At 67.9% G+C, this 22107-nt stretch carries 21 protein-coding genes; 10 read left to right on the top strand and 11 right to left on the bottom strand.

Features of this window, described 5'->3' with window-relative positions; all coding sequences use genetic code 11:
- Nucleotides 1-19: 19 nt before the first annotated feature.
- The 3 genes from glcF to DWF00_RS04790 all read right to left on the bottom strand — a co-directional run bounded on the left by glcF (nt 20) and on the right by DWF00_RS04790 (nt 4242).
- Nucleotides 20-1411, bottom strand: a complete 1392-nt coding sequence (glcF, locus tag DWF00_RS04800) for a glycolate oxidase subunit GlcF (RefSeq protein WP_114831941.1) — start codon at nt 1409-1411, stop codon at nt 20-22.
- A 210-nt stretch (nt 1412-1621) separates the two neighbouring features.
- Nucleotides 1622-2809, bottom strand: a complete 1188-nt coding sequence (locus DWF00_RS04795; protein ID WP_114831940.1) for an FAD-binding protein — start codon at nt 2807-2809, stop codon at nt 1622-1624.
- Nucleotides 2806-4242 carry an FAD-linked oxidase C-terminal domain-containing protein gene (locus DWF00_RS04790; RefSeq protein WP_114831939.1) on the bottom strand — a complete coding sequence of 479 codons (1437 nt, stop codon included), beginning with the start codon at nt 4240-4242 and terminating at the stop codon, nt 2806-2808. Before DWF00_RS04790 ends, DWF00_RS04795 begins: the two co-directional genes overlap by 4 nt.
- Nucleotides 4243-4378: 136 nt before the next feature.
- On the opposite strand from DWF00_RS04790, the gene DWF00_RS04785 reads away from it, so the two are divergent.
- From DWF00_RS04785 to DWF00_RS04775, 3 genes are all read left to right on the top strand, one after another.
- On the top strand, nt 4379-5284 hold the full coding sequence (locus DWF00_RS04785; RefSeq protein ID WP_114831938.1) for a LysR family transcriptional regulator: 906 nt from the start codon (nt 4379-4381) through the stop codon (nt 5282-5284).
- Nucleotides 5285-5638: 354 nt separating this feature from the next.
- Nucleotides 5639-6574 (top strand): SMP-30/gluconolactonase/LRE family protein, encoded by a 936-nt coding sequence (locus tag DWF00_RS04780; protein ID WP_114831937.1) that lies wholly within the window; start codon nt 5639-5641, stop codon nt 6572-6574.
- Between the two features lie 60 nt (nt 6575-6634).
- The gene (locus DWF00_RS04775; RefSeq protein ID WP_114831936.1) at nt 6635-8224 is read left to right on the top strand and encodes an ABC transporter substrate-binding protein; all 1590 of its coding nucleotides are present in this window, start codon (nt 6635-6637) and stop codon (nt 8222-8224) included.
- Between the two features lie 139 nt (nt 8225-8363).
- On the opposite strand, the gene DWF00_RS04770 is transcribed toward DWF00_RS04775, so the two are convergent.
- The 5 genes from DWF00_RS04770 to mscL all read right to left on the bottom strand — a co-directional run bounded on the left by DWF00_RS04770 (nt 8364) and on the right by mscL (nt 11956).
- Nucleotides 8364-9428, bottom strand: coding sequence for an AbrB family transcriptional regulator (locus tag DWF00_RS04770; RefSeq protein ID WP_114831935.1), 1065 nt, complete (start codon nt 9426-9428; stop codon nt 8364-8366).
- A 137-nt stretch (nt 9429-9565) separates the two neighbouring features.
- Nucleotides 9566-10756 carry a pyridoxal phosphate-dependent aminotransferase gene (locus tag DWF00_RS04765; RefSeq protein ID WP_114831934.1) on the bottom strand — a complete coding sequence of 397 codons (1191 nt, stop codon included), beginning with the start codon at nt 10754-10756 and terminating at the stop codon, nt 9566-9568.
- Between the two features lie 129 nt (nt 10757-10885).
- Nucleotides 10886-11215: a type II toxin-antitoxin system YafQ family toxin gene (locus DWF00_RS04760; RefSeq protein WP_114831933.1), complete on the bottom strand. Its 330-nt coding sequence runs from the start codon at nt 11213-11215 to the stop codon at nt 10886-10888.
- Nucleotides 11187-11465, bottom strand: coding sequence for a type II toxin-antitoxin system RelB/DinJ family antitoxin (locus DWF00_RS04755; RefSeq protein WP_114831932.1), 279 nt, complete (start codon nt 11463-11465; stop codon nt 11187-11189). Before DWF00_RS04755 ends, DWF00_RS04760 begins: the two co-directional genes overlap by 29 nt.
- Nucleotides 11466-11533: 68 nt before the next feature.
- Nucleotides 11534-11956: a large conductance mechanosensitive channel protein MscL gene (gene mscL, locus DWF00_RS04750; RefSeq protein WP_114831931.1), complete on the bottom strand. Its 423-nt coding sequence runs from the start codon at nt 11954-11956 to the stop codon at nt 11534-11536.
- Between the two features lie 269 nt (nt 11957-12225).
- Between mscL and DWF00_RS04745 the strand changes: the two genes are divergently transcribed.
- Nucleotides 12226-15792, top strand: coding sequence for a PAS domain-containing hybrid sensor histidine kinase/response regulator (locus DWF00_RS04745; RefSeq protein ID WP_114831930.1), 3567 nt, complete (start codon nt 12226-12228; stop codon nt 15790-15792).
- Nucleotides 15793-15798: 6 nt separating this feature from the next.
- Here DWF00_RS04745 and DWF00_RS04740 read toward each other — a convergent pair whose 3' ends face one another.
- On the bottom strand, nt 15799-16359 hold the full coding sequence (locus tag DWF00_RS04740) for an acyl-CoA thioesterase (protein ID WP_114831929.1): 561 nt from the start codon (nt 16357-16359) through the stop codon (nt 15799-15801).
- Between the two features lie 140 nt (nt 16360-16499).
- Here DWF00_RS04740 and DWF00_RS04735 point away from each other — a divergent pair, with 140 nt between their 5' ends.
- From DWF00_RS04735 to DWF00_RS04720, 4 genes are all read left to right on the top strand, one after another.
- Entirely contained in the window at nt 16500-17012 is a 513-nt protein-coding gene (locus DWF00_RS04735) for a tyrosine phosphatase family protein (RefSeq protein ID WP_114831928.1), read from the top strand.
- A 100-nt stretch (nt 17013-17112) separates the two neighbouring features.
- On the top strand, nt 17113-18102 hold the full coding sequence (locus tag DWF00_RS04730) for an NUDIX hydrolase (protein WP_114831927.1): 990 nt from the start codon (nt 17113-17115) through the stop codon (nt 18100-18102).
- 252 nt (nt 18103-18354) lie between these two features.
- Nucleotides 18355-18819 (top strand): Lrp/AsnC family transcriptional regulator, encoded by a 465-nt coding sequence (locus tag DWF00_RS04725; protein WP_114831926.1) that lies wholly within the window; start codon nt 18355-18357, stop codon nt 18817-18819.
- 61 nt (nt 18820-18880) lie between these two features.
- On the top strand, nt 18881-19138 hold the full coding sequence (locus DWF00_RS04720; protein WP_114831925.1) for an exodeoxyribonuclease VII small subunit: 258 nt from the start codon (nt 18881-18883) through the stop codon (nt 19136-19138).
- A gap of 141 nt (nt 19139-19279) precedes the next feature.
- On the opposite strand, the gene DWF00_RS04715 is transcribed toward DWF00_RS04720, so the two are convergent.
- Both DWF00_RS04715 and DWF00_RS04710 read right to left on the bottom strand, forming a co-directional pair.
- Complete coding sequence (locus DWF00_RS04715; protein WP_114831967.1) at nt 19280-19873, bottom strand: biotin transporter BioY; 594 nt, start codon at nt 19871-19873, stop codon at nt 19280-19282.
- 99 nt (nt 19874-19972) lie between these two features.
- Nucleotides 19973-20641, bottom strand: a complete 669-nt coding sequence (locus DWF00_RS04710; protein ID WP_114831924.1) for a GntR family transcriptional regulator — start codon at nt 20639-20641, stop codon at nt 19973-19975.
- A gap of 136 nt (nt 20642-20777) precedes the next feature.
- On the opposite strand from DWF00_RS04710, the gene DWF00_RS04705 reads away from it, so the two are divergent.
- Together DWF00_RS04705 and DWF00_RS04700 are read left to right on the top strand one after the other, a co-directional pair.
- The gene (locus DWF00_RS04705) at nt 20778-21698 is read left to right on the top strand and encodes a pirin family protein (RefSeq protein ID WP_114831923.1); all 921 of its coding nucleotides are present in this window, start codon (nt 20778-20780) and stop codon (nt 21696-21698) included.
- Between the two features lie 4 nt (nt 21699-21702).
- Nucleotides 21703-22104, top strand: coding sequence for a hypothetical protein (locus DWF00_RS04700; RefSeq protein WP_114831922.1), 402 nt, complete (start codon nt 21703-21705; stop codon nt 22102-22104).
- The last annotated feature ends 3 nt before the right edge of the window (nt 22105-22107 follow it).

The raw sequence follows: 22107 nt of genomic DNA, 5'->3' as shown, positions 1-22107 counted from the left end.
TTAGGCGCGCGCCACGCGCCTATTCCGCCGCGAAGAGCATGTCCTTTCGCGGCCGCGGGCCGGTCACCGGCACATCCTCGATCCCCGCCCGCGCCAGCTTCTCCGGCAGCGGGCCGCCGGTCGTCCAGTCGAGCAGCTCGGCGGTGTGAACTACAGGCGTAACCGCGCCCTTGTCGGCAAAGCCCTTCGCGAGCTGGGTCATGCAACCGATATTACCGGTGGCGACCAGAAGCGGCCTGGTGCGCTCGATGTTGCCGATTTTGCGCTCGCGCAGCTGGCCGGCGAGCTCGGGCTGGAGGATGTTGTAGACACCAGCCGAGCCGCAGCAGATATGGCCCTCGGGCACCTCCCTGACCTTGAAGCCGGCGGCGCTCAGCAGCCGCTTCGGCCCGTCCTTGAGCTGCTGGCCGTGCTGCATCGAGCAGGCGGAGTGATAGGCGATCTGGAAGCCGGGATCGCGGACGTGGTTGAGCTCCAGCGTCTCGGCGAATTCGGTGATGTCCTTGGCGAGCGCGGCGACCTTCTCCGCCTTGGCGGCATAGGCCGGCTCGTTGCGGAACATGAAGCCGTAATCCTTGATCGTGGTGCCGCAGCCCGAGGCGGTGATCAGGATGGCGTCGAGCCCCTCGCCGTCGATCTCGGCCATCCAGGCGTCGATATTGCGGCGGGCGAAGGCAAGCGCGTCATGCTCCTGGCCCATGTGGTGGACAAGCGCGCCGCAGCAGCCCTCGTTTTTCGGCAGTACGACCTCGACGCCATGGCGCGTCAGCAGGCGGATCGTCGCCTCGTTGATGGCGGGGTCGAGCACAGGCTGGGCGCAGCCGGAGAGCAGCGCGACGCGCTTGGCGCGGGCCGGGCCGGCGGCCGGGAAGCTCTGCGGCCCCTCCCAGGCGGAGCGGCCCGGTAAACGCGCCGGCGCCAGCGAGAGCATCGCCTTCAGCCGCCCGCCAACGACCGGCAACGCACCGAAGACGCTCGCGAAGGGCTTGCCGAGCGCCGCCGCCAGCATCGCGGTGCGGAAGCGGTTGGGATAGGGCAGCACCGCCGCCAGCACGCGGCGCAGCAGCTTGTCATGCCAGGAGCGCTCATAGGTCTCCTCGATATGGGCCCGGGCATGGTCGACGAGGTGCATGTAGTTCACGCCCGAGGGGCAGGTCGACATGCAGGACAGGCAGGAGAGGCAGCGGTCGACGTGCTTGACCACCTGCTCGGTCGCCGGCTTGCCGTTCTCCAGCATGTCCTTGATCAGGTAGATGCGCCCGCGCGGGGAATCGAGCTCGTCGCCGAGCAGGAGATAGGTCGGGCAGGTCGCCGTGCAGAAGCCGCAATGCACGCAAGTGCGCAGAATCTTCTCCGAGGCCGGCAGGCGCGGATCGGAGGCGAGGAGTTCGGGCGTGAAATTGGTCTGCATGATCAGGCTCGGAAACGCGACGCGACACCGGGACGAGCATGACGAGCCGCAGCCGGACGGAGCTCCTCTCTCCCCCCTTGTGGGGGAGAGCTGGAGAGGGGGGGCGAACGACGGGGTGAGTGCCTCACCCCGTCGCTCGCCCCCCACCCCTGCCCCTCCCCACCAGGGGGAGGGGTTAGGTGGCGGCCCGTCTTGCCATCGCGTCTCATCTCAAATCCCCGCATACATCCGGCCGGGCTCGAAGATGCCGGCCGGATCGAAACTCTGCTTGATGCCGGCCGTGACCCGCAGCAGCGGCTCGGCCAAGGGCTCGAAGACCGGCACCGCGGCGCGGACTGCGTCGGGGGCGCGCACCAGCGTGGCATGGCCGCCGAGCGGCCTGATCGCAGCGCGGATCGCGGCGGCGCCGGCATCGCCATCAGCTGATACCGCTAGCCAGACCAGCCCGCCGCCCCAATCGTAGAACCAGCGCGCCTGCGGCAGGGCCTTGGCGATCGCAGCCGTGGCGCGCGGGCCGTTGCCCGGCGCGAGCGAGAGCCGCCAGACGGCCTCCTGCGTGCCAGCGAAGAAGCCGGCGTCGCGGATATCGCTCCAGAGCGTGGCGGAGGCCTCGCCTTCGATCAGCTCCGGCTGGCCATGCCGGCTGAACAGCTCGGCCAGGGCTTTTCCGCGATAGTCGATCGAGGCGGAAAAATTCTCCAGCCGCAGCAGGGTGCGGGCATGGTCGGTGCCGATGCCGGCCGGAAGATGCGCCGCCGCCATCGGCTCGAAGGGCGAGCCGAGTGCCGTCGAAAGCAGCGCGACCGCGGCCTCGTCGGCAAGGCCGTTCCAGGCCAGCGTGACGATGCGCTCAGGCTTCGGCAGGACGCGAAAGGTGACCTCGGTGAGGAAGCCGAGCGTGCCGTGGCTGCCGGCGACGAGCTTCACGAGGTCGAGCCCGGTGACGTTCTTCATCACCCGCCCGCCGGACTTGATCGCCTCGCCGCGGCCATTGATCAGCCTGATGCCGATCAGCGAGTCGCGCGCCGCGCCGGCATTGATGCGGCGCGGGCCGGAGACGTTGCCGGCAGCGACGGCGCCGATGGTCGGCTCACCGGAGGTGCCGAGCAGCGGGCGGTGGTCCATCGGCTCGAAGGGCAGCATCTGGCCGCGTTCGGCCAGTGTCTCCTGCACCAGCGCAAGCGGCGTGCCGGCGCGGGCGCCGATCACCATCTCGGCCGGCTCGTAGAGCGTGATGCCGGTCAGGCCGGCGCTGGAGAGCGTGCTGACGACCTGGATCGGGCGGCCGAGGCCGGAGCGCGTGCCGCCGCCGCGGATGCTGAGCGGGATCCCCGTCGCGACGACGGAGGCGACGACGGCGCAGGCCTGGGCTTCGGTTGTGGGGGTATGGATGGTCACGCCGCGACCCTGCCTTCGAGCGGGAAGACTTTTGCGGGGTTCATCAGCCATTGGCCGTCGAAGACGGCGCGCACGCGCATCTGCTGCTGCAGGTCTTCCGGGTTGAACTGGACATTCATCAGGTCGCGCTTCTCGATGCCGACGCCATGCTCGCCGGTGAGGCAGCCGCCGACCTCGACGCAGAGCTTCAAGATGTCGTTGCCGGCATCCTCGGCCTTCTGCGCCTCGACCGGGTCGTTGCAGTTGTAGAGGATCAGTGGGTGCAGGTTGCCGTCGCCGGCATGGAAGACGTTGGCGACGCGCAGGCCGTAGCCCTTGATGATCTCGTCCATGCGCCGGAGCACGAAGGGCAATTGCCCGGTCGGAATGGTGCCGTCCATGCAGATATAGTCGGCGATGCGGCCGGTGGCGCCGAAGGCGGATTTGCGGCCCTTCCAGATCGCGGCGGTCTCCATCGCCGACTTGCTTTCCTTGACCGTCTTGACGCCGTGCTGTCGGGCGATGGCGACGATGCGGGCGAGCTGGGCGTCCATCTCCTCGTCGGAGCCCTCGACCTCGATGATCAGCAGCGCCTCGACATCCATCGGATAGCCGGCATGGGCAAAGGCCTCGCAGATCTCGATGGCGGGCTTGTCCATGAACTCCATCGCGACGGGGATGATGCCGGCGCCGATGATCGCCGCGACGGCCGCGCCGGCCTCCTCACTGGTCGGGAAGCCGAACAGGACCGGGCGCGCGCCCTCGGCCGAGCGCAGGATGCGCACCGTCGCCTCGGTGACGATGCCGAGCTGCCCCTCGGAGCCGACGATCAGGCCGAGCACGTCGAGCCCGGGCGCATCGAGATGGGCGCCGCCGATCTCGACGATCGAGCCGTCGAGCATGACCAGCGTGACGCCGAGCACGTTATTGGTGGTGACGCCGTATTTCAGGCAATGGGCGCCGCCGGAATTCATGCCGATATTGCCGCCGATCGAGCAGGCGAGCTGCGAGGACGGGTCGGGCGCGTAGAAGAAGCCTTCGGCCGAGACGGCGCCGGTGACGGCGAGGTTGGTGACGCCGGCCTGCACCTTTGCGACCCTGTTAGCGTAGTCGATCTCGAGGATGCGATTCATCTTGGAGACGCCGATGACGATGGCGTCCTCCTGCGGGATTGCGCCGCCGGCGAGCGAAGTGCCCGCGCCCCGCGGCACGACAGGAACGCCCTGCGCGCTGCAATAGGACAGGACGGCCGCAACCTCCTGCGTGGTCGAGGGCAGCACCACGGCAAGCGGCATGCGGCGATAGGCGGTCAGCGCGTCGGTCTCGTAGGGGCGGCGCTCGTCGTCGGAGGTGATCAGCGCGTCCGCTGCCACCAGCGGGGCCAGGCCCGCGATGATCTCGTCGCGCCGCGCCAGGATATCGGCGCGCGGAATGGGGAACGCGATGGCGCTCATGGGTGACACTCCTCGAGGCGCGGCGGGGTCTTGTTGCTCATACCCTGCTCGCTGCGGACAGGTTAGAGCAATTCGAACTCGCTTGCAGCGCGGCGAAAGGCCATGATTATTTCTGAAAAAGAAAAGGTGAGGAAGCATGGACCGATTCGGCGATCTCGACGTCTTCGCGCATGTGGTCACGGCCAAGAGCATGTCGGCGGCCGGGCGCGAGTTGAAGCTCTCGCCGGCGGTGATCTCGAAGCGCATCCGGCGGCTGGAGGAGCGGCTCGGCGTGCGCCTGCTCCAACGCACGACGCGGCAACTCTCGCTGACCGAGGCGGGCCAGGGCTTCTATGAGCGCGTCGTCTCGATCCTGGCCTCGATCGAGGATGCCGAGGCCTGGGTGGCGAGCGGCTCAGGCCAGGCGCGCGGCACCTTGCGCGTGTCGGCGCCGACCTCATTCGGGCGGCTGCACATCGCGCCGCATCTCAAACCCTTCCTCGATTCCAACCCGATGGTGACGGTCGACCTGATCCTGACCGATTCCTTCGTCGACATCATCGGCGAGGGTTTCGACCTCGCGGTGCGCATCGCCGACTTGCAGGATTCGAGCCTCGTGGCGAAGCGGCTGGCGCCGAACCACCGCATCCTCTGCGCGACGCCTAGCTATGTCGCGGAGCACGGCCTGCCCGGCAGCATCGACGAGCTTTCGAAGCATGCGCTGATCGCCCACAATGCCGACCAGTGGCGGCTCGACGGGCCTTCGGGCGCAGTCACCGTGCCCGTCACCAGCCGACTCCGGACGAATTCGAGCGAGGTCGTGCGCGAGGCGCTGCTCGGCGGCGTCGGCATCGCGCTGCGCTCGACCTGGGATGTCGGGCCGGAGCTGAAATCGGGCCAGCTCGTGCACGTGCTGCCGGAGTATTCGGGCGGCAAGCGCGTCGCGGTCTACGCGGTCTATCCGAGCCGGCGGCACATGGAGCAGAAAGTGCGGGTGTTCGTCGATTACCTGGCTGAGCTCTATGGCGCGACGCCGTATTGGGATGCGGGGCTCGACCTTTGAGATGCAGGCGCGGGAACCCTCTCCTGTAAGGAGAGGGTTGGGTGAGGTGTCGGCCGCTGGATGCTGTTGCCGTGAGCTAACCGCTGCCGTCATTGCGAGCGCAGCGAAGCAACCCAGGGGGTCTCGCGCAGTCCCCCTGGGTTGCTTCGTCGCTACGCTCCTCGCAACGACGGAGAGGGCACCGTCCAATCTTGATGCCGTTGGCGGAGTTGCGGCTCTCGTTCCACTTCACTGGTGTTCTGGCCTACACCTCACCCTGCCCTCTCCTTACAGGAGAGGGTTCCCCGCGCTTGACCATCTTGCCGCCGGCCCAACAATCGCCGATTGTCCCGCCCGCTTCAGGGAGACAATTCCATGTTCGGCGTGATCGAAGGCACCGGGGTCGAGGTCTACGACCCGCGTTTCCACCGCATCGTGCCGGGCTCGGCGCGGATCGAGCGGCTCTGGAGCGGCTCGCGCTGGGCCGAGGGGCCGGCCTGGTTCCCGGCGCATCGCACGCTGGTCTGGTCCGACATCCCGAACGACCGGATGCTGCGCTACGACGAGGCGACCGGCCATGTCGGCACCTTCCGCCAGCCGGCACGGAACTCCAACGGCAACACCGTCGATCTCCAGGGCCGGCTCGTGACCTGCGAGCATGGCGGGCGGCAGGTGACGCGCACCGAGCATGACGGCTCCGTCACCGTGCTCGCCAGCCATTGGCAGGGCAAGCGGCTGAACTCGCCCAACGACGCCGTGGTCAAGTCGGACGGCTCGATCTGGTTCACCGATCCCGATTACGGCATCGGCAGCGACTACGAGGGCAACAAGGGCGAGGCCGAAATCGGCCGCTGCCATGTCTACCGCATCGACCCGCAGAGCGGTGCGCTCGCCATCGTCGCCGACGATTTCGCCAAGCCGAACGGGCTCGCCTTCGCGCCCGACGAGAGCGCGCTCTATATCGCCGACACGGGCGCGAGCCATGATCCGGACGGGCCGCGCCATATCCGCAAGTTCGAGCTGACGAAAGAGGGCACGGCGCTCGGCCGCTCCGAGGTCTTCGCGACCTGCACGGCCGGCCTGTTCGACGGCTTCCGCTTCGACGCGACCGGCCGGCTCTGGACCAGCGCCAATGACGGCGTCCATGTCTACGACCCGGACGGCACGCTGGTCGGCAAGGTGCTGATCCCCGAGACCGTCGCCAATGTCGCCTGGGGCGGGCCGAAGCTGAACCGCCTCTTCATCTGCGGCACGACCTCGCTCTACGCCGTCATGACCCATACCAATGGCGCAACCTGGCCGCGCGGCTGAGCCCGCGGACTGGCATACCACTTGCTGACGCAGGAGCACCTTCCACATGCAGGGGCTCCCATGTTCAAACGCTTGGCAGTATCGGCGTTCGTCGCCTTATCCTTGACCAGTTGGGCCAGGGCGGAGTCGGTCGTCCGCTACGGCATCTCGCTGGCCGACATCCCGCTGACCTCGGGCCAGCCCGACCGCGGCGCCGGCGCCTACAAGTTCACCGGCTATACGCTCTACGACCCGTTGGTCGCCTGGGAAATGGACGTCGCCGACCGGCCGGGCAAGCTCGTGCCGGGCCTCGCCACCGAATGGAAGGTCGATCCCGCCGACCAGAAGAAGTGGCTGTTCACGCTGCGCGAGGGCGTGACGTTCCACGATGGCAGCGCCTTTGACGCCGATGCCGTGGTCTGGAACCTGGAGAAGGTGTTGAACGAGCAGGCGCCGCATTACGACCGGCGTCAGGCGGCCCAGGTCAGGCCGCGCCTGCCCTCGGTCGCGAGCTACCGCAAGGTCGATGCGAAGACGGTCGAGATCACCACCAAGGCGGTCGATTCCTTCTTCCCCTACCAGATGCTCTGGTTCCTGGTCTCAAGCCCGGCGCAATACGAGAAGCTCGGGCGCGACTGGGACAAGTTCGCCCAGCAGCCCTCCGGCACAGGCCCGTTCAAGCTGACCAAGCTGGTGCCGCGCGAACTGGCCGAACTCAGCAAGAACCCGGATTACTGGAACAAGAACCGCCTCGCCAAGGTCGACAAGCTCGTGCTGGTGCCGATGCCGGAGGTGCTGTCGCGCACCAACGCGCTGATCTCGGGCCAGGTCGACCTGATCGAGACGCCGGCTCCCGACACCGTGCCGCAGCTCAAGTCGGCCGGCATGAAGATCGTCGAGAACGTCACCCCGCATGTCTGGAACTACCATCTCAGCGTCGTGCCGGGCTCGCCCTGGACAGATGTGCGCCTGCGCAAGGCGATGAACCTCGCCGTCGACCGCGACGGCATCGTCGCGCTGATGAACGGTCTCGCCAAGCCGGCTGTCGGCCAGGTCGATCCTGCCAGCCCGTGGTTCGGCAAGCCGGGCTTCCAGATCAAGTACGATCCAGAGGCGGCGAAGAAGCTCGTCGCTGAGGCCGGCTACTCGCCAGCCAAGCCGCTGAAGGCGACCTTCGTCATCGCGCAGGGCGGCACCGGCCAGATGCTGTCGCTGCCGATGAACGAGTTCATCCAGCAGAACCTCAAGGATGTCGGCATCGAGATCGAGTTCAAGGTCGTCGAGCTTGAGGTGCTCTACACGCATTGGCGCAAGGGCGCGAAGGACGAGATGAATGCCGGCATCACCTCGAACAACATCGCCTATGTCACCTCCGACCCGCTCTACGCGATCATCCGCTTCTTCCACTCGAACCAGGCTGCGCCGGTCGGCGTGAACTGGGGCTTTTATGCGAGCCCCGTCGTCGACGGCTACCTGAACGAGGCGATGAAGACCTTCGACGTCGCCAAGCAGGACGAGCTGCTCGCCAAGGCGCATGCGCAGATCGTCGACGACGCAGTCCTGGTCTGGGTCGTGCACGACACCAACCCGCACGCGCTTTCGCCGAAGGTGAAGAAGTTCACGCTGGCCCAGCACTGGTTCCAGGACCTGACCACGCTCGGCGTGGACTGATCCTCGCGGCCGTCCCCCCTCGCGTCATCCCGGCCGTAGCGAAGCGGAGCGCCGGGATCCATCGTAGAGCGCCGGAGCCCTACGATGGATCCCGGAGCTACGCCGCTGCGCGGCTTGTCCGGGATGACGGTGATCTACTTCAGTCCTTCGGCGGCTCGTTCTTGAAGCGCACCACCAGGAAGGGCATGGCGAGGCCGAGGATCATGAAGCGCGTCAGGTGGTGGGCGCCGACATAAAGCGGGTCGAGCCCCATGGCGAAGGCGAGCATCGCCATCGCCTCCAGCCCGCCCGGCGCGAAGGCCGCCATCGCATTGGCATAGGGCACGCCGGCGAGCCAGGCGGCCGGCCAGGCAAAGGCGAAGGCGACGACCAGCGAGACGACGAAGCCGCCAATGGCGAGCGGGAACAGCCCGGCGATCTCGCCCCGCTTCAGGTTCGAGACGCGTCCGCCCATGGCAGCGCCGAGCATGACCATGATGACCGTGGCGATCTCGGGCGGCAGCGTGCCATGCACCGTGCCGGTGCCATGCAGGATCGAGCTCGACAAGGTGGCGCCGAGGATGAAGGGCGCGGTGATGCCGATACGCTCGAAGATCAGCCCGGTGACGAGCCCTGCGCCCAGCACCAGCGCGGCGTCGCCAATGCTCGCGATGGGCACGGCCGCCTGCGGCACGACGGCCATGTCCCCGGTCAGCTTCATGATGCTGGGCAGGATGGCGACGAGGACGAGGATGCGGAAGAGCTGGATCACCGCGATCCGGCCGATATTGGCGCCTTTCGCCTGCGCGACGGCGATCACCGTCGAGAGCGCTCCGGGCGCGGCGGCGAGCAGCGCATCGATCCAGGACCAGCGCGCGACGTAGCGGAGATAGGCGCCGGTCGCGAGCATGATGGCTATCATGCCGACGAGCAGCACGAGCAGCGAGCCGGGATAACGTGCGGTCGCGGCCAGCGCCTCGGGCGTCGCCGAGGAGCCGATCAGCGTGCCCGACATGATCATGGTCGAATCGAACCAGGGCTTGCGCAGGTCCGGCAGGCGCATGGTGACGCCGAGGACCGAGACCAGCAGCATCGAGCCGGAGAGCCAGGCGGCGGGCACGTCGAGCAGGGCAAACAGCGCCCCGCCCACGGCGGCGCAGCCGATGACGAAGGCCTCGCCGGAAAGCGTTCTCAGCCGGTAGGGGATGAAACTCGGAATGGCCATGTCGTGCGGGGCGCGCGCCGGAGCGGCGCAGCGTTGAAAGCGGACATGCGATCAATGAACGCCCGTCCCGCCCCGGTCAAACGCAATGGCGCCCCGGCTACGCAGGGCGGCATTGCGTAAGGTTCACGCGGCCGGGCTCAGGCCGCGAGCGCCCGCTGCAGCCGCGCCACCGCCTCGGTCAGGTCCGAGGCCTTGCGGGCGAAGCAGAGGCGCAGGCCGGTCTCGCCGCCCGGGCCGAAGGCGGTCCCCGGCGCAAGGCCGACATTGGCCGTGTCGCAGAGCTCGACGGCGAGCTTGCGCGACTCGGTGCGGCCATCGACGCTGAAGAACTGGTAGAAGGCCCCGTCCGGCGCCGAGAGCGAGACGCGGTTGGTCGCCTTGAGCCCCTCGAAGACGATCCTGCGGCCCTCGGCTGCGCGGGCGATCTGCTCGGCGACGAAGGCCTCGCCCTCGTCCAGCGCCGCGACGCCGGCGCGCTGGATGAAGACCGGCGAGCCCGAGGTCGAATACTGGATCAGGTTCTCGATGATCTGGCCGAAGACGGGCGGCGCCTCGATCCAGCCCATGCGCCAGCCGGTCATGGCCCAGTTCTTCGAGAAGGTCTGGAGGAAGAGGACGCGGTCGTCCTCGTCCATGACGTCGTGGAAGGAGGCGGCGCGCGCCTCGCCGTTATAGACGAAGCGGCCATAGATCTCGTCGGCGATGATCCAGATGCCGTGCTTGCGGGCCAGCGCCAGCAGCGCCGCCATCTCGTCCCTGGTCGCGGTCCAGCCGGTCGGGTTGGCGGGCGAGTTGACGATCAGCGCGCGGGTCCGGGACGTGATCGCGGCGGCGAGCTTGTCGAGGTCGAGCGTGAAGCGGCCCTGGTCGAGGTCCATCGGGACGCAGACCGCCTTGGCGCCGCCGACCTCGATCGCTGCGACGAAATTCGGCCAGGCCGGGGTCGGGATGATCAGCTCGTCGCCGGGGCCGGCGATCATGCGCACGGCGATCTGGACCGACTGCATGCCCGAGCCGGTGACGAAGAAGCGCTCGGCCGAGAAGGGCTGGCCGTAGAGCCTGGTGTGATAGCGCGCCAGCGCCTCGCGCAGTTCCGGGATGCCGCGCTGCCAGGTGTAGAAGGTCTCGCCATCAGCCAGCGACTTCATCGCGGCGCGCATGATGAACTCCGGCGTCGGCAGGTCACCCTCGCCGACCCAGAGCGGAATCAGGCCGGGCCGCAGCCTGCCATGGTTCATCACCTCGACGATGCCGCTCTCGGGCGCATTGCGGGCCTCGGGCCGCAATTCGGCGATCAGGCCGGCGCCCGGCAGCGTATCGGTCGTCATAGGCTTCAACCTCATGTGATCCACGCTTCCCTTTAGCCGAAGCCGCGGGTGGGAGGCATGAAATCCCGAGATCAGGTCGATCTGTCGCGGTGATGAATCAGGCGAGCCGGCGCCTCATAGGCTACCCGCTCATTCGAACAATTGCGCGTGCGTTCCCGTCCGCACGAAGATGATCAGGTCGTCTGCGTTCTTGCCGTCGAGCCGGTAGATCAGCAGGAAGTCGCCGCCGATATGGCACTCGCGATGATTGATCCATTGTCCCGTCAGCGGGTGATCGAGCCATTCGGGCGGCAACGGCGCATCACCGGCGATGAGAAGCAGCACCGCCTCCTTGAGGCGGTTCATGTCGAAGCGACCGGAGCGCGACAACGCCTCCCAATCCTTGCGGAACTGCTTGGTGTAATCGCAGGCCCTCGGGAACGGCGCGCGCTTAGCGCTTGCCGTCTTCTTCGAGCTCATCGAGCATGTCCTGCGCGGAGGTCAGTCTGCGGCTACGATTGCGCACCAGCGCCTCGGCCTCCTGCATCGCGGCCACCGTCTCCGCGTTGGGCACGCGCAGCTCGAACGGCAGCGCCTTCTCGGTGGCGACCCGCATCAGGAATATCTTCACGGCGGCAGACAGGGTCAGCCCCATCGCGGCGAGCGCATCCGTCGCCTGGTCCTTGACCTCCTCGTCCACCCGGACATGGACCATCGTCGTCGCTGCCATGGGCGCCTCCTTTTGAGGTGAGATACATTGTATCTCACTTCCGCAAAGTCAAACGCAGTTCGGTGCGATCAGACCGGCCGCTGCTTCAGCAGGTCGCGGATCTCGCCGAGCAGCACGACGTCGTCGGGCTTGGCCGCGGGCTTCGACGGCTCGGCTGCCTTCTCGGCGCGCCTCACCCGGTTGATCAGCTTGACCACCAGGAAGAGCGCAACGGCGATGATGATGAAGTTGATCGCGACGGTGATGAAGCTGCCATAGGCGAAGACGGCGCCCTGCTTCTTGGCGTCGGCCAGGACCGGGCTGGTGACGGCGCTGTTCAGGCCGACGAAGTAGTTGGAGAAATCGAGACCGCCAATCGCACCGAAGATCGGCATGATCAGGTCGCCGACCAGCGAGTCGACGATCCTGCCGAAGGCCGCGCCGATGACCACGCCGATGGCGAGGTCCATGACGTTGCCCTTCATGGCGAATTCTTTGAATTCCTTCAGCATTCTCGGCCCCTTCTTCTCGAGACGGTCGCAAGGCGCCTGCCCAAGCGGCAAGGCGCTGAAGCAGGCTAGTGGAGAGTGGCGCGGGTTAGAAGACCGCGGCCGGCGAATTGGTTCCCGCTATGCGAGACGAAGCGGCCCCGAGCTCGTGGCGACGGCCGGAGCCATGCTGAAATCAGCCAGCGATCCAAGGCAGTTAGCCACAGATACCGGCCGAAAGCCGCATCGCGCTCGGCCTGCCGATGCGCTAAGCTTTGCGCCATGGAGACGAGATGATCCCGGCCTGGTCCGTCATTCTGGTCGCGCTCGGCTATCTCTGCGCGCTGTTTGCGATCGCGCATGCCGCCGACACCTCGGGCCGGCGGCTGATGGCCGGGCGGGCGCGCACGACGATCTACGCGCTGGCGCTCGGCGTCTACTGCACCTCCTGGACCTTCTACGGCTCGGTCGGCTTCGCCAATAGCGCCGGCTTCGACTTCCTCGGCATCTATGTCGGGCCGATCCTCGTGATCGGCTTCGGCCACCGCTTCGTCGCGCGCATCGTCGACATCGCGAAATCGCAGAACATCACCTCGATCGCCGATTTCGTCGGCGCGCGCTACGGCAAGAGCGAGCGCGTCGCGGCGCTGGTCTGCCTCGTCGCCGTCATCGGCGCCCTGCCCTATATCGCGCTGCAATTGAAGGCGGTGGCCAATTCGCTCTCGGTCTTCCTGACCGCGACCGGCGGGAGGGCGCTGACGACCGACGTGCCCGTGCTGAGCGACCTCGCCTTCCTCGTCGCCATGGTGCTGGCCGGATTCGCCTGCGCCTTCGGCACCAGGCATATCGACGCGACCGAGCACCAGGACGGGCTCGTGCTGGCGATCGCGGCCGAATCGGTGGTGAAGCTGATCGCCTTCCTCGTGCTCGGCATCTTCGTCGCCTATGGCCTGTTCGACGGCGCCGGCGACCTGATCGCGAAGGCCTCGAAGCCGCCCGACGGGGCGCTGCCGATCTGGGACCGGACCTCCAACTGGCCGACCTTCCTGACGCTGACCCTGCTCTCGGCCTGCGCCTCGCTGCTGCTGGCGCGACAGTTCCACATGACGATCGTCGAGAACCGCGACGCGCGCGACGTGCGCCGCGCCGCCTGGATGTTCCCGCTCTACCTCGTGCTGATCAACCTGTTCGTGCTGCCGCTCGCCATGGCGGGCGAGTTGCTGATGCCGGGGCCGGGCGTCGACCGCGACATGACCGTGCTGCTGCTGCCGCTGGAGCACGGCGCCGGGCTGCTCGCGCTGATCGTCTTCATCGGCGGGCTTTCGGCCGCGACCGCGATGGTGATCGTCGCCTCGGTCGCGCTGGCGATCATGATCTCGAACCACCTCGTCATGCCGCTGATGCTGCGCCTGCGCGGCCTCCTCACCGATCCCGACCGGGCGCTGGCGACGCTGAAGCAGCGCAGCAACGGCACGACCGGCGGCGACCTCGGCTCGCAGGTCGTGATCATCCGGCGCCTCGCCATCCTGCTCGTGATCCTGCTCGGCTACGCCTACTACCGCGCGGCCGGCGAGGCGGCCTTGGTCTCGATCGGCCTGCTCTCGTTTGCGGCGACGGCGCAGATCGCGCCCGCCTTCTTCGGCGGGCTGCTCTGGCGGCGCGGCACCGCGCTCGGCGCCGCCGCCGGGCTGATCATCGGGACGGTGACCTGGACCTACACGCTGCTGATCCCGAGCCTTGCCCATCCCGACAGCATCTGGAACGACGTGGTCGAGAAGGGGCCGCTCGGCATCTTGGCGCTCAGGCCGGAGGCGCTGTTCGGGCTCGACCTGCCGGCCCTGCCCCACGGCGTGCTCTGGAGCCTGGGGCTGAACGTCCTCTGCTATGTCGGCTTTTCCTTGCTGCGCCCGGCCAGCGCGATGGAGCGGCTGCAGGCCAATTCCTTCGTCGAATCCGACCGCGGGACGATGGCGCAATCCTTCTCGCTCTGGCGCTCCAGCGTCACCGAGGCCGAGCTGCAATCGACCATCGGCCGCTATCTCGGCCAGGAGCGGACGCAGCGCGCCTTCGACGGCTTCACCAATGGGCGCGGCGAGGCGCCGAACGGCAATCGCGAGGCCGACATCCACATGCTGCGCTTCGGCGAGCACCTGCTCTCCTCCGCCATCGGCGCGGCCTCGTCGCGGCTGGTGCTCTCGCTCTTGCTGAAGCGGCGCAACCTCTCGACCGAGGCCGCCTTCAAGCTGCTCGACGACGCCTCGGCGGCGCTGCAATACAACCGCGACATCCTCCAGCACGGGCTCGACCATGCCGGCCAGGGCATCACCGTGCTCGACCGCGACCTCAGGATGCTGGCCTGGAACCAGGCCTTCATCGAGCTCTACGACCTGCCGCAATCGCTGGTGCGCTTCGGCACGGGCCTGGACGAGATCGTGCGCTACAACGCGGCGCGCGGCGCCTATGGCGACGGCGAGCAGGACGAGCTGATGGCGGCGCGGCTGGAGAGCTTCGTCAACGACCGCGAGCCGGTCAGGCTCAAGCTCTACCCCCTGAAGAAGGTGATCGAGATCCGCTCCAACCCGCTGCCCGATGGCGGCCTGGTGACGACCTATACCGACATCACCGAATCGGTCGAGGCGCATGAGGAGCTGGAGCGCACCAATGAGAGCCTGGAGCGCCGCGTCGTCGAGCGCACCGAGGAGCTCTTGCGCGTCAATGCCGCGCTCCAGCGCGCCAAGGGCGAGGCGGAGGAGGCCAATGCCTCGAAGACCCGCTTCCTCGCCGCCGCCAGCCACGACATCCTGCAGCCGCTCAACGCCGCCCGCCTCTACGCCACCGCGCTGGTCGAGCGCGACCGGCAGGCCGCCATCCCCGAGCTCGCCGAGAACATCGACGCCTCGCTCGATGCGGTCGAGGAGATCCTGACCGCGCTGCTCGAGATCTCGCGGCTCGATGGCGGCGCGATGAAGCCCGAGCTGACCAGCTTCCGGCTGGACGAGCTGATGCGCCAGCTCCAGCGCGAATTCGAGCCGAGCGCCCAGGAGAAGGGGCTGAAGCTCGTCTTCGTCCCGGCCGGCGTCGCGCTGCGCTCGGACCGGCGGCTGCTCAGGCGCCTGCTCCAGAACCTGATCTCGAACGCGATCAAGTACACGCCGAACGGCAAGGTGCTGGTCGGCTGCCGCCGGCGCGGCGGGCAGATCGCCGTCGAGGTGCTCGATACCGGGCTCGGCATCCCCCAGAGCAAGCAGCGCACCGTGTTCCGCGAGTTCCAGCGGCTCGACCAGGGCGCCCGGGTGGCGCGGGGGCTGGGCCTCGGCCTCTCCATCGTCGAGCGCATCGCGCGCACGCTCGACCACAAGCTCGTGCTCAACTCGGCGCCCGGCCGCGGCACGCGCTTCTCGGTGATGGTGCCGCGCGCCGCGCCGCTGCCGGCGATGGCGACCAGCACCTCGCCGCGCCAGGCGCCGGCCGGGCAGCTCGCCGGCCTCAAGCTGATGGTGATCGACAACGAGCCCACCATCCTCGACGGCATGCGGCTGCTGCTCGAAGGCTGGGGCTGCCTCGTCGTAACCGCGCCGGGCCTCGACGAGGCGATGGCGCTGATGAAGAAGGGCGGCGAGCCGGACGTGCTGATCGCCGACTACCATCTCGACCGCGGCGACGGGCTGGCTGCGATCTCGGCGCTGCGCGAGCGCTCGCGCCTGCCGCTCCCCGCGATCCTGCTGACCGCCGACCGCTCGCCGCAGGTGCGCGAGGCGGCTGGCGCCTTCGACGTCCACATCCTGAACAAGCCGCTGAAGCCCGGCGCGCTGCGGGCGCTGCTGGCACAGTGGCGCGCGACGCGGCTGGCGGCGGAGTAGCCGCTCTCAGCGCTCCGCCGCCCCCGCCTGCCGCATCGCGTCCTCGGCGGCGAGGAAGGCTGTGATCTCCGGCGTCTGCGGCGGGCTTTCAGCCGTGATGCCCATCTCGCCCCAGATGCGCGCGACCGGCACGTAGCCCTTGGCCTTGCGGTCGTAGAGCGCAGCCCGCGCCAGCGCGACCGCCGCGACGATCTCGGAGCCGTCACGGCCGCGGGCGATGACGCGGTGCTGCATCACCAGCCAGTTCTCGGTCCAGCACATGATCGCGGTCTCGATCTCGAAGGAGCGAAACAGCCTGAGCTCGCGGCGGAAGCGGATCATCCCGGCATTGACCACCGGCACCCAGCCCTCGCGCAGCACGGCGCGCCAGAGGCCGCTGCGCAGCATCAGGTCGGTGCGGCCGAGATCCATCAGCGTCCAGTAGCGGCCATTGTTCATGTGCAGGCTGGTGTCGAGATCGTGGAACCAGACCCGGAACGGCAGCACGGAGCAGCCGAAGGGCGGGACCAGCTTCGGCCGGAACGGCGTGGTCGCGAGGAGCCAGATGAGGCGGAACCAGAGATTCATGGCGGCATCCTGAAGGGCGACAGTTTAGTTGTAAACATTTCAACGGCCTTGGCCATGCCCCACTTCTTGGCCATGCTTCATTCGGCGCTATCATCACCACCGACTCGCGCTCAGAGCCGGAATCTGCCAAGCGGTTCGCCATGCCGACGCTCCATGTCTCCTCCCTGTCGAAGCTGCACGAGACGGTCGCCGCCGTTGGCGCCAGCCATGTCGTGACGCTGATCAACGTCAACACGGTGGTCGAGCGCCCGCCCGGCATCAGCGCCGAGCGGCACCTGTTCATCGGCATGTCCGACATCACCGCGCCGATGGACGGGCACATCCTGCCCGGCGAGGAGCATGTCGAGCGCTTCCTGCATTTCATGCGCGGCTGGGACCGGGCTGCGCCGATCGTGATCCATTGCTGGGCCGGGATCAGCCGCTCGACGGCCGCAGCCTATATCGCCGCCTGCGCGCTGCGACCGGAGCGCGACGAGCAGGCCATCGCGCTGGCCCTGCGCGCCGCCTCGCCCTCGGCGACGCCGAATGCGCGGCTCGTGGCGCTGGCCGACCAGATGCTGCGGCGCGGCGGGCGGATGAACCGGGCGATCGAGGGCATCGGCCGTGGCGCGGATGCGTTCGAGGGCGCGCCCTTCCGGGTCGATCTCGATTGAGAGCCAATCCTGATTGAGAGCCGATCCTGATTGAGAGCCGATCCTGATTGAGAGCCGATCCTGATTGAGACCTGGCTGCGCTTGCGGCATCGTGCCGGCCATGCCGCGCAATCTGACTCCCCCTGCCATCGAAATCGGCCTCGCCGCCGCCATCGTCGCCTTCAGCGGCGGGCAGCCGCATATCCTGACGGCCGAGACCGATGATGGCGACGCCACGCCCGGCCTGCCCTACGGCCCGTTCGACCCGCTGAAGCACCGCACCTTCGAGATCGGCCTGCGCGACTGGGTGGCGGAGCAGACGGCGCTCTCGCTCGGCTATGTCGAGCAGCTCTACACCTTCGGCGACCGCGGCCGGCAGGCCGAGATCCGCGATACCGGGCCGCATGTCGTCTCGGTCGGCTATCTCGCGCTGACGCGGGCACCGACGCTCGCAGCGCACGCGGCCTTCCGGCCCTGGTACGGCTTCTTCCCCTGGGAGGACTGGCGCGCCGGGCGCCCCGCCGTGCTCGACACGACGATCCTGCCGCTGCTGCAGGAATGGGCGGATGACAGCGAGGCCGAGCGGGCCGAGCAGGACCGGCGCCCGCTCTCGCGCCAGCAGCGGCTGGCGACCTGCTTCGGCGCCGGCGGCGCCCCCTGGGACGAGGAGAAGACGCTGGAGCGCTACGAGCTGCTCTACGATGCCGGGCTCGCCTATGAGGCGCTGCGCGACCGGCGTCCCGACGCGCTCGACCATGCGCCGACGCTGGGCCAGCCGATGCGCTTCGACCATCGCCGCATCCTCGCCACCGCGATCGGCCGGCTCCGCGCCAAGCTGAAATACCGCCCGGTCGTGTTCGAGCTGATGCCGGACGCCTTCACCCTCACCGCCCTGCAGAACACGGTCGAGGCGATCTCGGGCCGGCACGTGCACAAGCAGAATTTCCGGCGGCTGGTCGAGAGCGCCGCGCTGGTCGAGCCGACCGGAACCATGACCCGCACCGCCGGACGCCCCGCCGCGCTGTTCCGCTATCGCCGCGAGGTCATCGCCGAACGGCCGGCGCCGGGCCTGCGCGTCGGCGGCCGCGCCATGGGTGCGGCCGAGCGGTAGTTTTGTGCAGCCTCACAAGAGCCGGATGACTTCGGATGGGTCCGCCTTACGGTCCCACCCGAAGTCTGAATCCGTCTCCCAGCAGAGAGTTAGAGCATGACGTCGTCCGAAAACCGCTTCGCACTTTTCGGCATCATGCTCGGTTGTTGACGTGTATATCAGCGCATCCGCGCATAATCGGTGCAGAATATTGCTTGCACTTGGCGGAATTTGCGACGATCCATCGCCAACTTCCGCTGGGCACGAACTGCCATGACCATCGAACTCGATTCCCGCGACCGCACCATCCTGCGCATCCTGCAGAACGATGGCCGCATCACCAATTCCGACCTGGCCGAGAAGGTGCACCTCTCGCCCTCCGCCTGCCTGCGCCGCGTCAGGCAGCTGGAGGAGAGCGGGCTGATCCGCGGCTACGCGATGATGCTCGACGACAAGATCGCCGGCTTCCCCGGCACGGCCTTCGTCTTCGTCACGCTCGACCAGCAGGGCCGCGCCTCGCTGGAAAGCTTCGAGCAGGCGGTGCAGAACCTGCCCGAGATCCTCGAATGCCACCTGCTCGCCGGCGCGCATGACTACCTGATGCGGGTGATTTATCGCGACAGCGCCGATTTCGAGCGCATCCACACCGACATCATCACGCAGCTGCCCGGCGTGACGCGCGTGCAGTCGACGCTGACCCTGCGCACGATCAAGAAGACCTCGGCGCTGCCGGTGTGATGCGGGGTTGCGGCGAACCGGGTCAGAGCCGATAAGGATAGCCCAACGGGAATCGCCGACCTTGACCGACGCCAAGACCAATTCCGACATCGTTGCCCTGCCCTTCGAGGAGGCGCTGAAGCAGCTTGAGGCGATCGTCGCCCGGCTCGAGCGCGGCGACGTGCCGCTCGAGGAATCGATCGACATCTACACCCGCGGCGAGGCGCTGAAGGCGCGTTGCGACGCCCTGCTGAAGCAGGCCGAGGCGCGCATCGAGAAGATCACCCTCAGTGCCGACGGCAGGCCGACGGGGACAGCGCCGCTCGACGTCGACAAGTAATCTCCCGGCGCGGCTAACCGAGCTCGGCCGGCCCTCCCAACATTGCCTCGATCAGTCGCGCGACATGCCGGACCGCCGCATCGCGGTCGCTGCGCCGATGCCAGGCGACGTGCGACGGACAGCCCGAGACCGGGATCGACGTCACGCCCGATCGGCGCCGGGAAGCGGCCGGCTGAAGGCCCTGAGGACCGCCGCGCCGAGCGCCGATTTCACGATGGCTCCCAGGATGAAGGGCACGACGCCGGCAAGCAGCGCCCGCTCGACACCGATGAGCGTTGCCAGCCACGCCGCACCGAATGCGAGGCAGACGAGGTTGCCGAGCAGCATCGCGGCAAAGGCGCGCGGCAAGCTGCTGCCGTTCCAGCCGCGCTCGGCCAGCCAGCCGACCAGCGCAGCGGCGAACGGGAAGGCGACGAGATAGCCGCCGGTCGGCCCCATCATATAGGCCAGTCCCGACGCCCCGTTCGACAGCACCGGCAATCCGGCCGCACCTTCGAGCAGCCAGGCGACGATGGTGAGAACGCCCAGCCGCCAGCCATAGAAGGCGCCGATGAGCGTCACCGCCAGCGTCTGCATGGTCATCGGCACCGGCACCATCGGCACGCTGAGCCGCGATGCCAGAGCCAGGACAAGCGTTCCGAGCAGCACGGCCGCCACCTGCATCGGCAAAGAGCGGTTGGCGAGGGCGAGCGGGCTGAAGCCCGGGCGCACCGGGGCGTAGCTGATATCGTTCATGTCGATCTCCGTCATAAATTATAGATAATTTTCATCTGCGATCTATGATCGAGTCCACAGAATGCGGGAGATTGCAAGCCGCTTGTCGCGGCTGGCGTCTCAGCCGACGATGGCGAAGGCCTCGCGCGTGGCGCCGGAAGCGGTCGTCACCGGGCGACGGCCGATCCACTGGACATGGCGCGCGAGGATCGTCACGGCCGCCTCGGTCTGGCCTCCGCGCAGGGCGGCCAGAATCGCGTGGTGGTCATGCTCGGTCGGCGCCTCCCATTCCGCCCGCCAAGCCGAGAACAGGAAGCGGGCGCTGGCGGCGTGCAGATCGTCGATCGAGGCGAGCAGGCGCGGCATGGCGCAGGGCGTGAGAATCAGGCGGTGGAAGCGCCGATTCACCTCCTCCCAGGCCCGGACATCCGGCGATTTCTCGCCGGCACGCGTGGCCTCCTCGGCCTGGTCGAGAATCGCCCTGGTCAGGTGCGGCGCGGCGTGACGCAGTGCCAGGGCCTCCAGCGCCGCGCGCATCTCCGCGACCTCGCGGACCTCGCGCAGATCAAAGGCGGCGACGCGCACGCCCCGGCGCGGCTCGCTGATCGCCAGACCCTGCGCCTCCAGGCGCTGGAAGGCCTCGCGCACCGGGACATGACTCGCGCCGAACTCCGCCGCGACATGGTCCTGCCGCAGCCGCGCGCCCGGCTCGAGCGCGCCGGAAATGATCCGCTCGGCCAAAACGCGGCTGATCCGGATCGCGAGCGTGTCGGCTTTGTTCGTGGTCATATTTTATAGATAATTTCATCGAGCCTGCCTGTCGAGCGACATATCCTCTCACCGGGGCAGGCCCGCCCGGCAAACCCGCGCTTGCCCAGCCACGCGCTTCCGGTAAGGCTCAGGCCACAGCGCAAGGAGTGCCGTCATGTCCCAGCTGCCCGACCACGACCCGATCCCGGGCGACGCCCTTTCCTGCCAGGCGCTCGAGCAGGTCATCGTCTCGCGGGCACGCGACCTCGGCGGCTTCTCGGTCAGGCGGGCGCTGCCCTCGATCGGGCGCAAGATGGTCGGCCCCTTCATCTTCTTCGACCAGATGGGGCCGGCCGAGTTCCTGCTCGGCGAGGGCATCGACGTGCGCCCGCACCCGCATATCGGGCTCTCGACCGTAACCTACCTCTTCGACGGCGAGATCATGCACCGCGACTCGCTCGGCACGGCGCTGCCGATCCGCCCCGGCGCGGTCAACCTGATGACGGCCGGGCGCGGCATCGTCCATTCCGAGCGCACCGCGCCCGAGGAGCGGCTCAAGGCGCCGAAGCTCTACGGCATCCAGACCTGGCTCGCCTTGCCGAAGAGCCACGAGGAGATCGCGCCGGAATTCATCCACCACGCCGCGCCGGAGCTGCCGCGCATCGTCGGCGAGGGCAAGCGCATCAGCCTGATCATGGGTTCGGCCTATGGCGAGACCTCGCCGGTGAAGTTCCCGTGGGACACGCTCTATGCCGAAGCCGTGCTCTCGCCCGGCTCGATCCTGCCGCTCGACCCCGACTATGACGAGCGCGCGGTCTATATCGTCACGGGCAAGGTCGACATTGCCGGCGACGAGTTCGGCGCCGGGCAGTTGCTGATCTTCAAGCCGGGCGACCGCATCTCGATCCTCGCGCTCGACCAGACCCGGCTGATGCTGGTCGGCGGCGAGCCGATGGACGGGCCGCGCCACATCTGGTGGAACTTCGTCTCCTCCTCGAAGGAGCGCATCGACCAGGCCAAGGACGAATGGAAGAGCGGCCGCTTCGACACCGTGCCCGGCGACGAGAGCGAGTTCATTCCGCTGCCTGAAGGTTGAACATATGCGCCGGCTGCTTGCCTTTCTTGCCGCCCCTCTACTGGCCGCCTTTGTCGCCACTTGGTTTGTCGTCAAGAACAGACCAGACTACAAAGAGTTTGTAATTTTCTTTGCGTTCTGCTTGGCGTTCTACTTCCTTCAATTGATCATCGGACTGCCTGTCTATAAGCTTTTGGCACGATGGCAGCGCCTCAGCGTCGGCTATTTTGTCGGTTCCGGCTTCGTCGCAACCGCAATCGTCATCTTGTTAGTTCTTCCATCGCTCGGGCTGCCAAGTTTTGGCCTTGCAAGCGGGTCCACTCTGGTTGCGTCCGCGTTGGCAGGACTGTTAGGCGCTTCGGTCGGCTTGGTCTTTTGGGCCGTGGCGCGGCCTGGTACCGCGCGGGCCATCGCAAACGCCGATTGAGGC

The organism is Allobosea caraganae (assembly GCF_003351345.1).
In the GTDB taxonomy this organism is placed as follows: domain Bacteria; phylum Pseudomonadota; class Alphaproteobacteria; order Rhizobiales; family Beijerinckiaceae; genus Allobosea; species Allobosea caraganae.
Note: the sequence above shows the minus strand (reverse complement) of the source record. Positions and strands in the feature narration are given on the sequence as shown.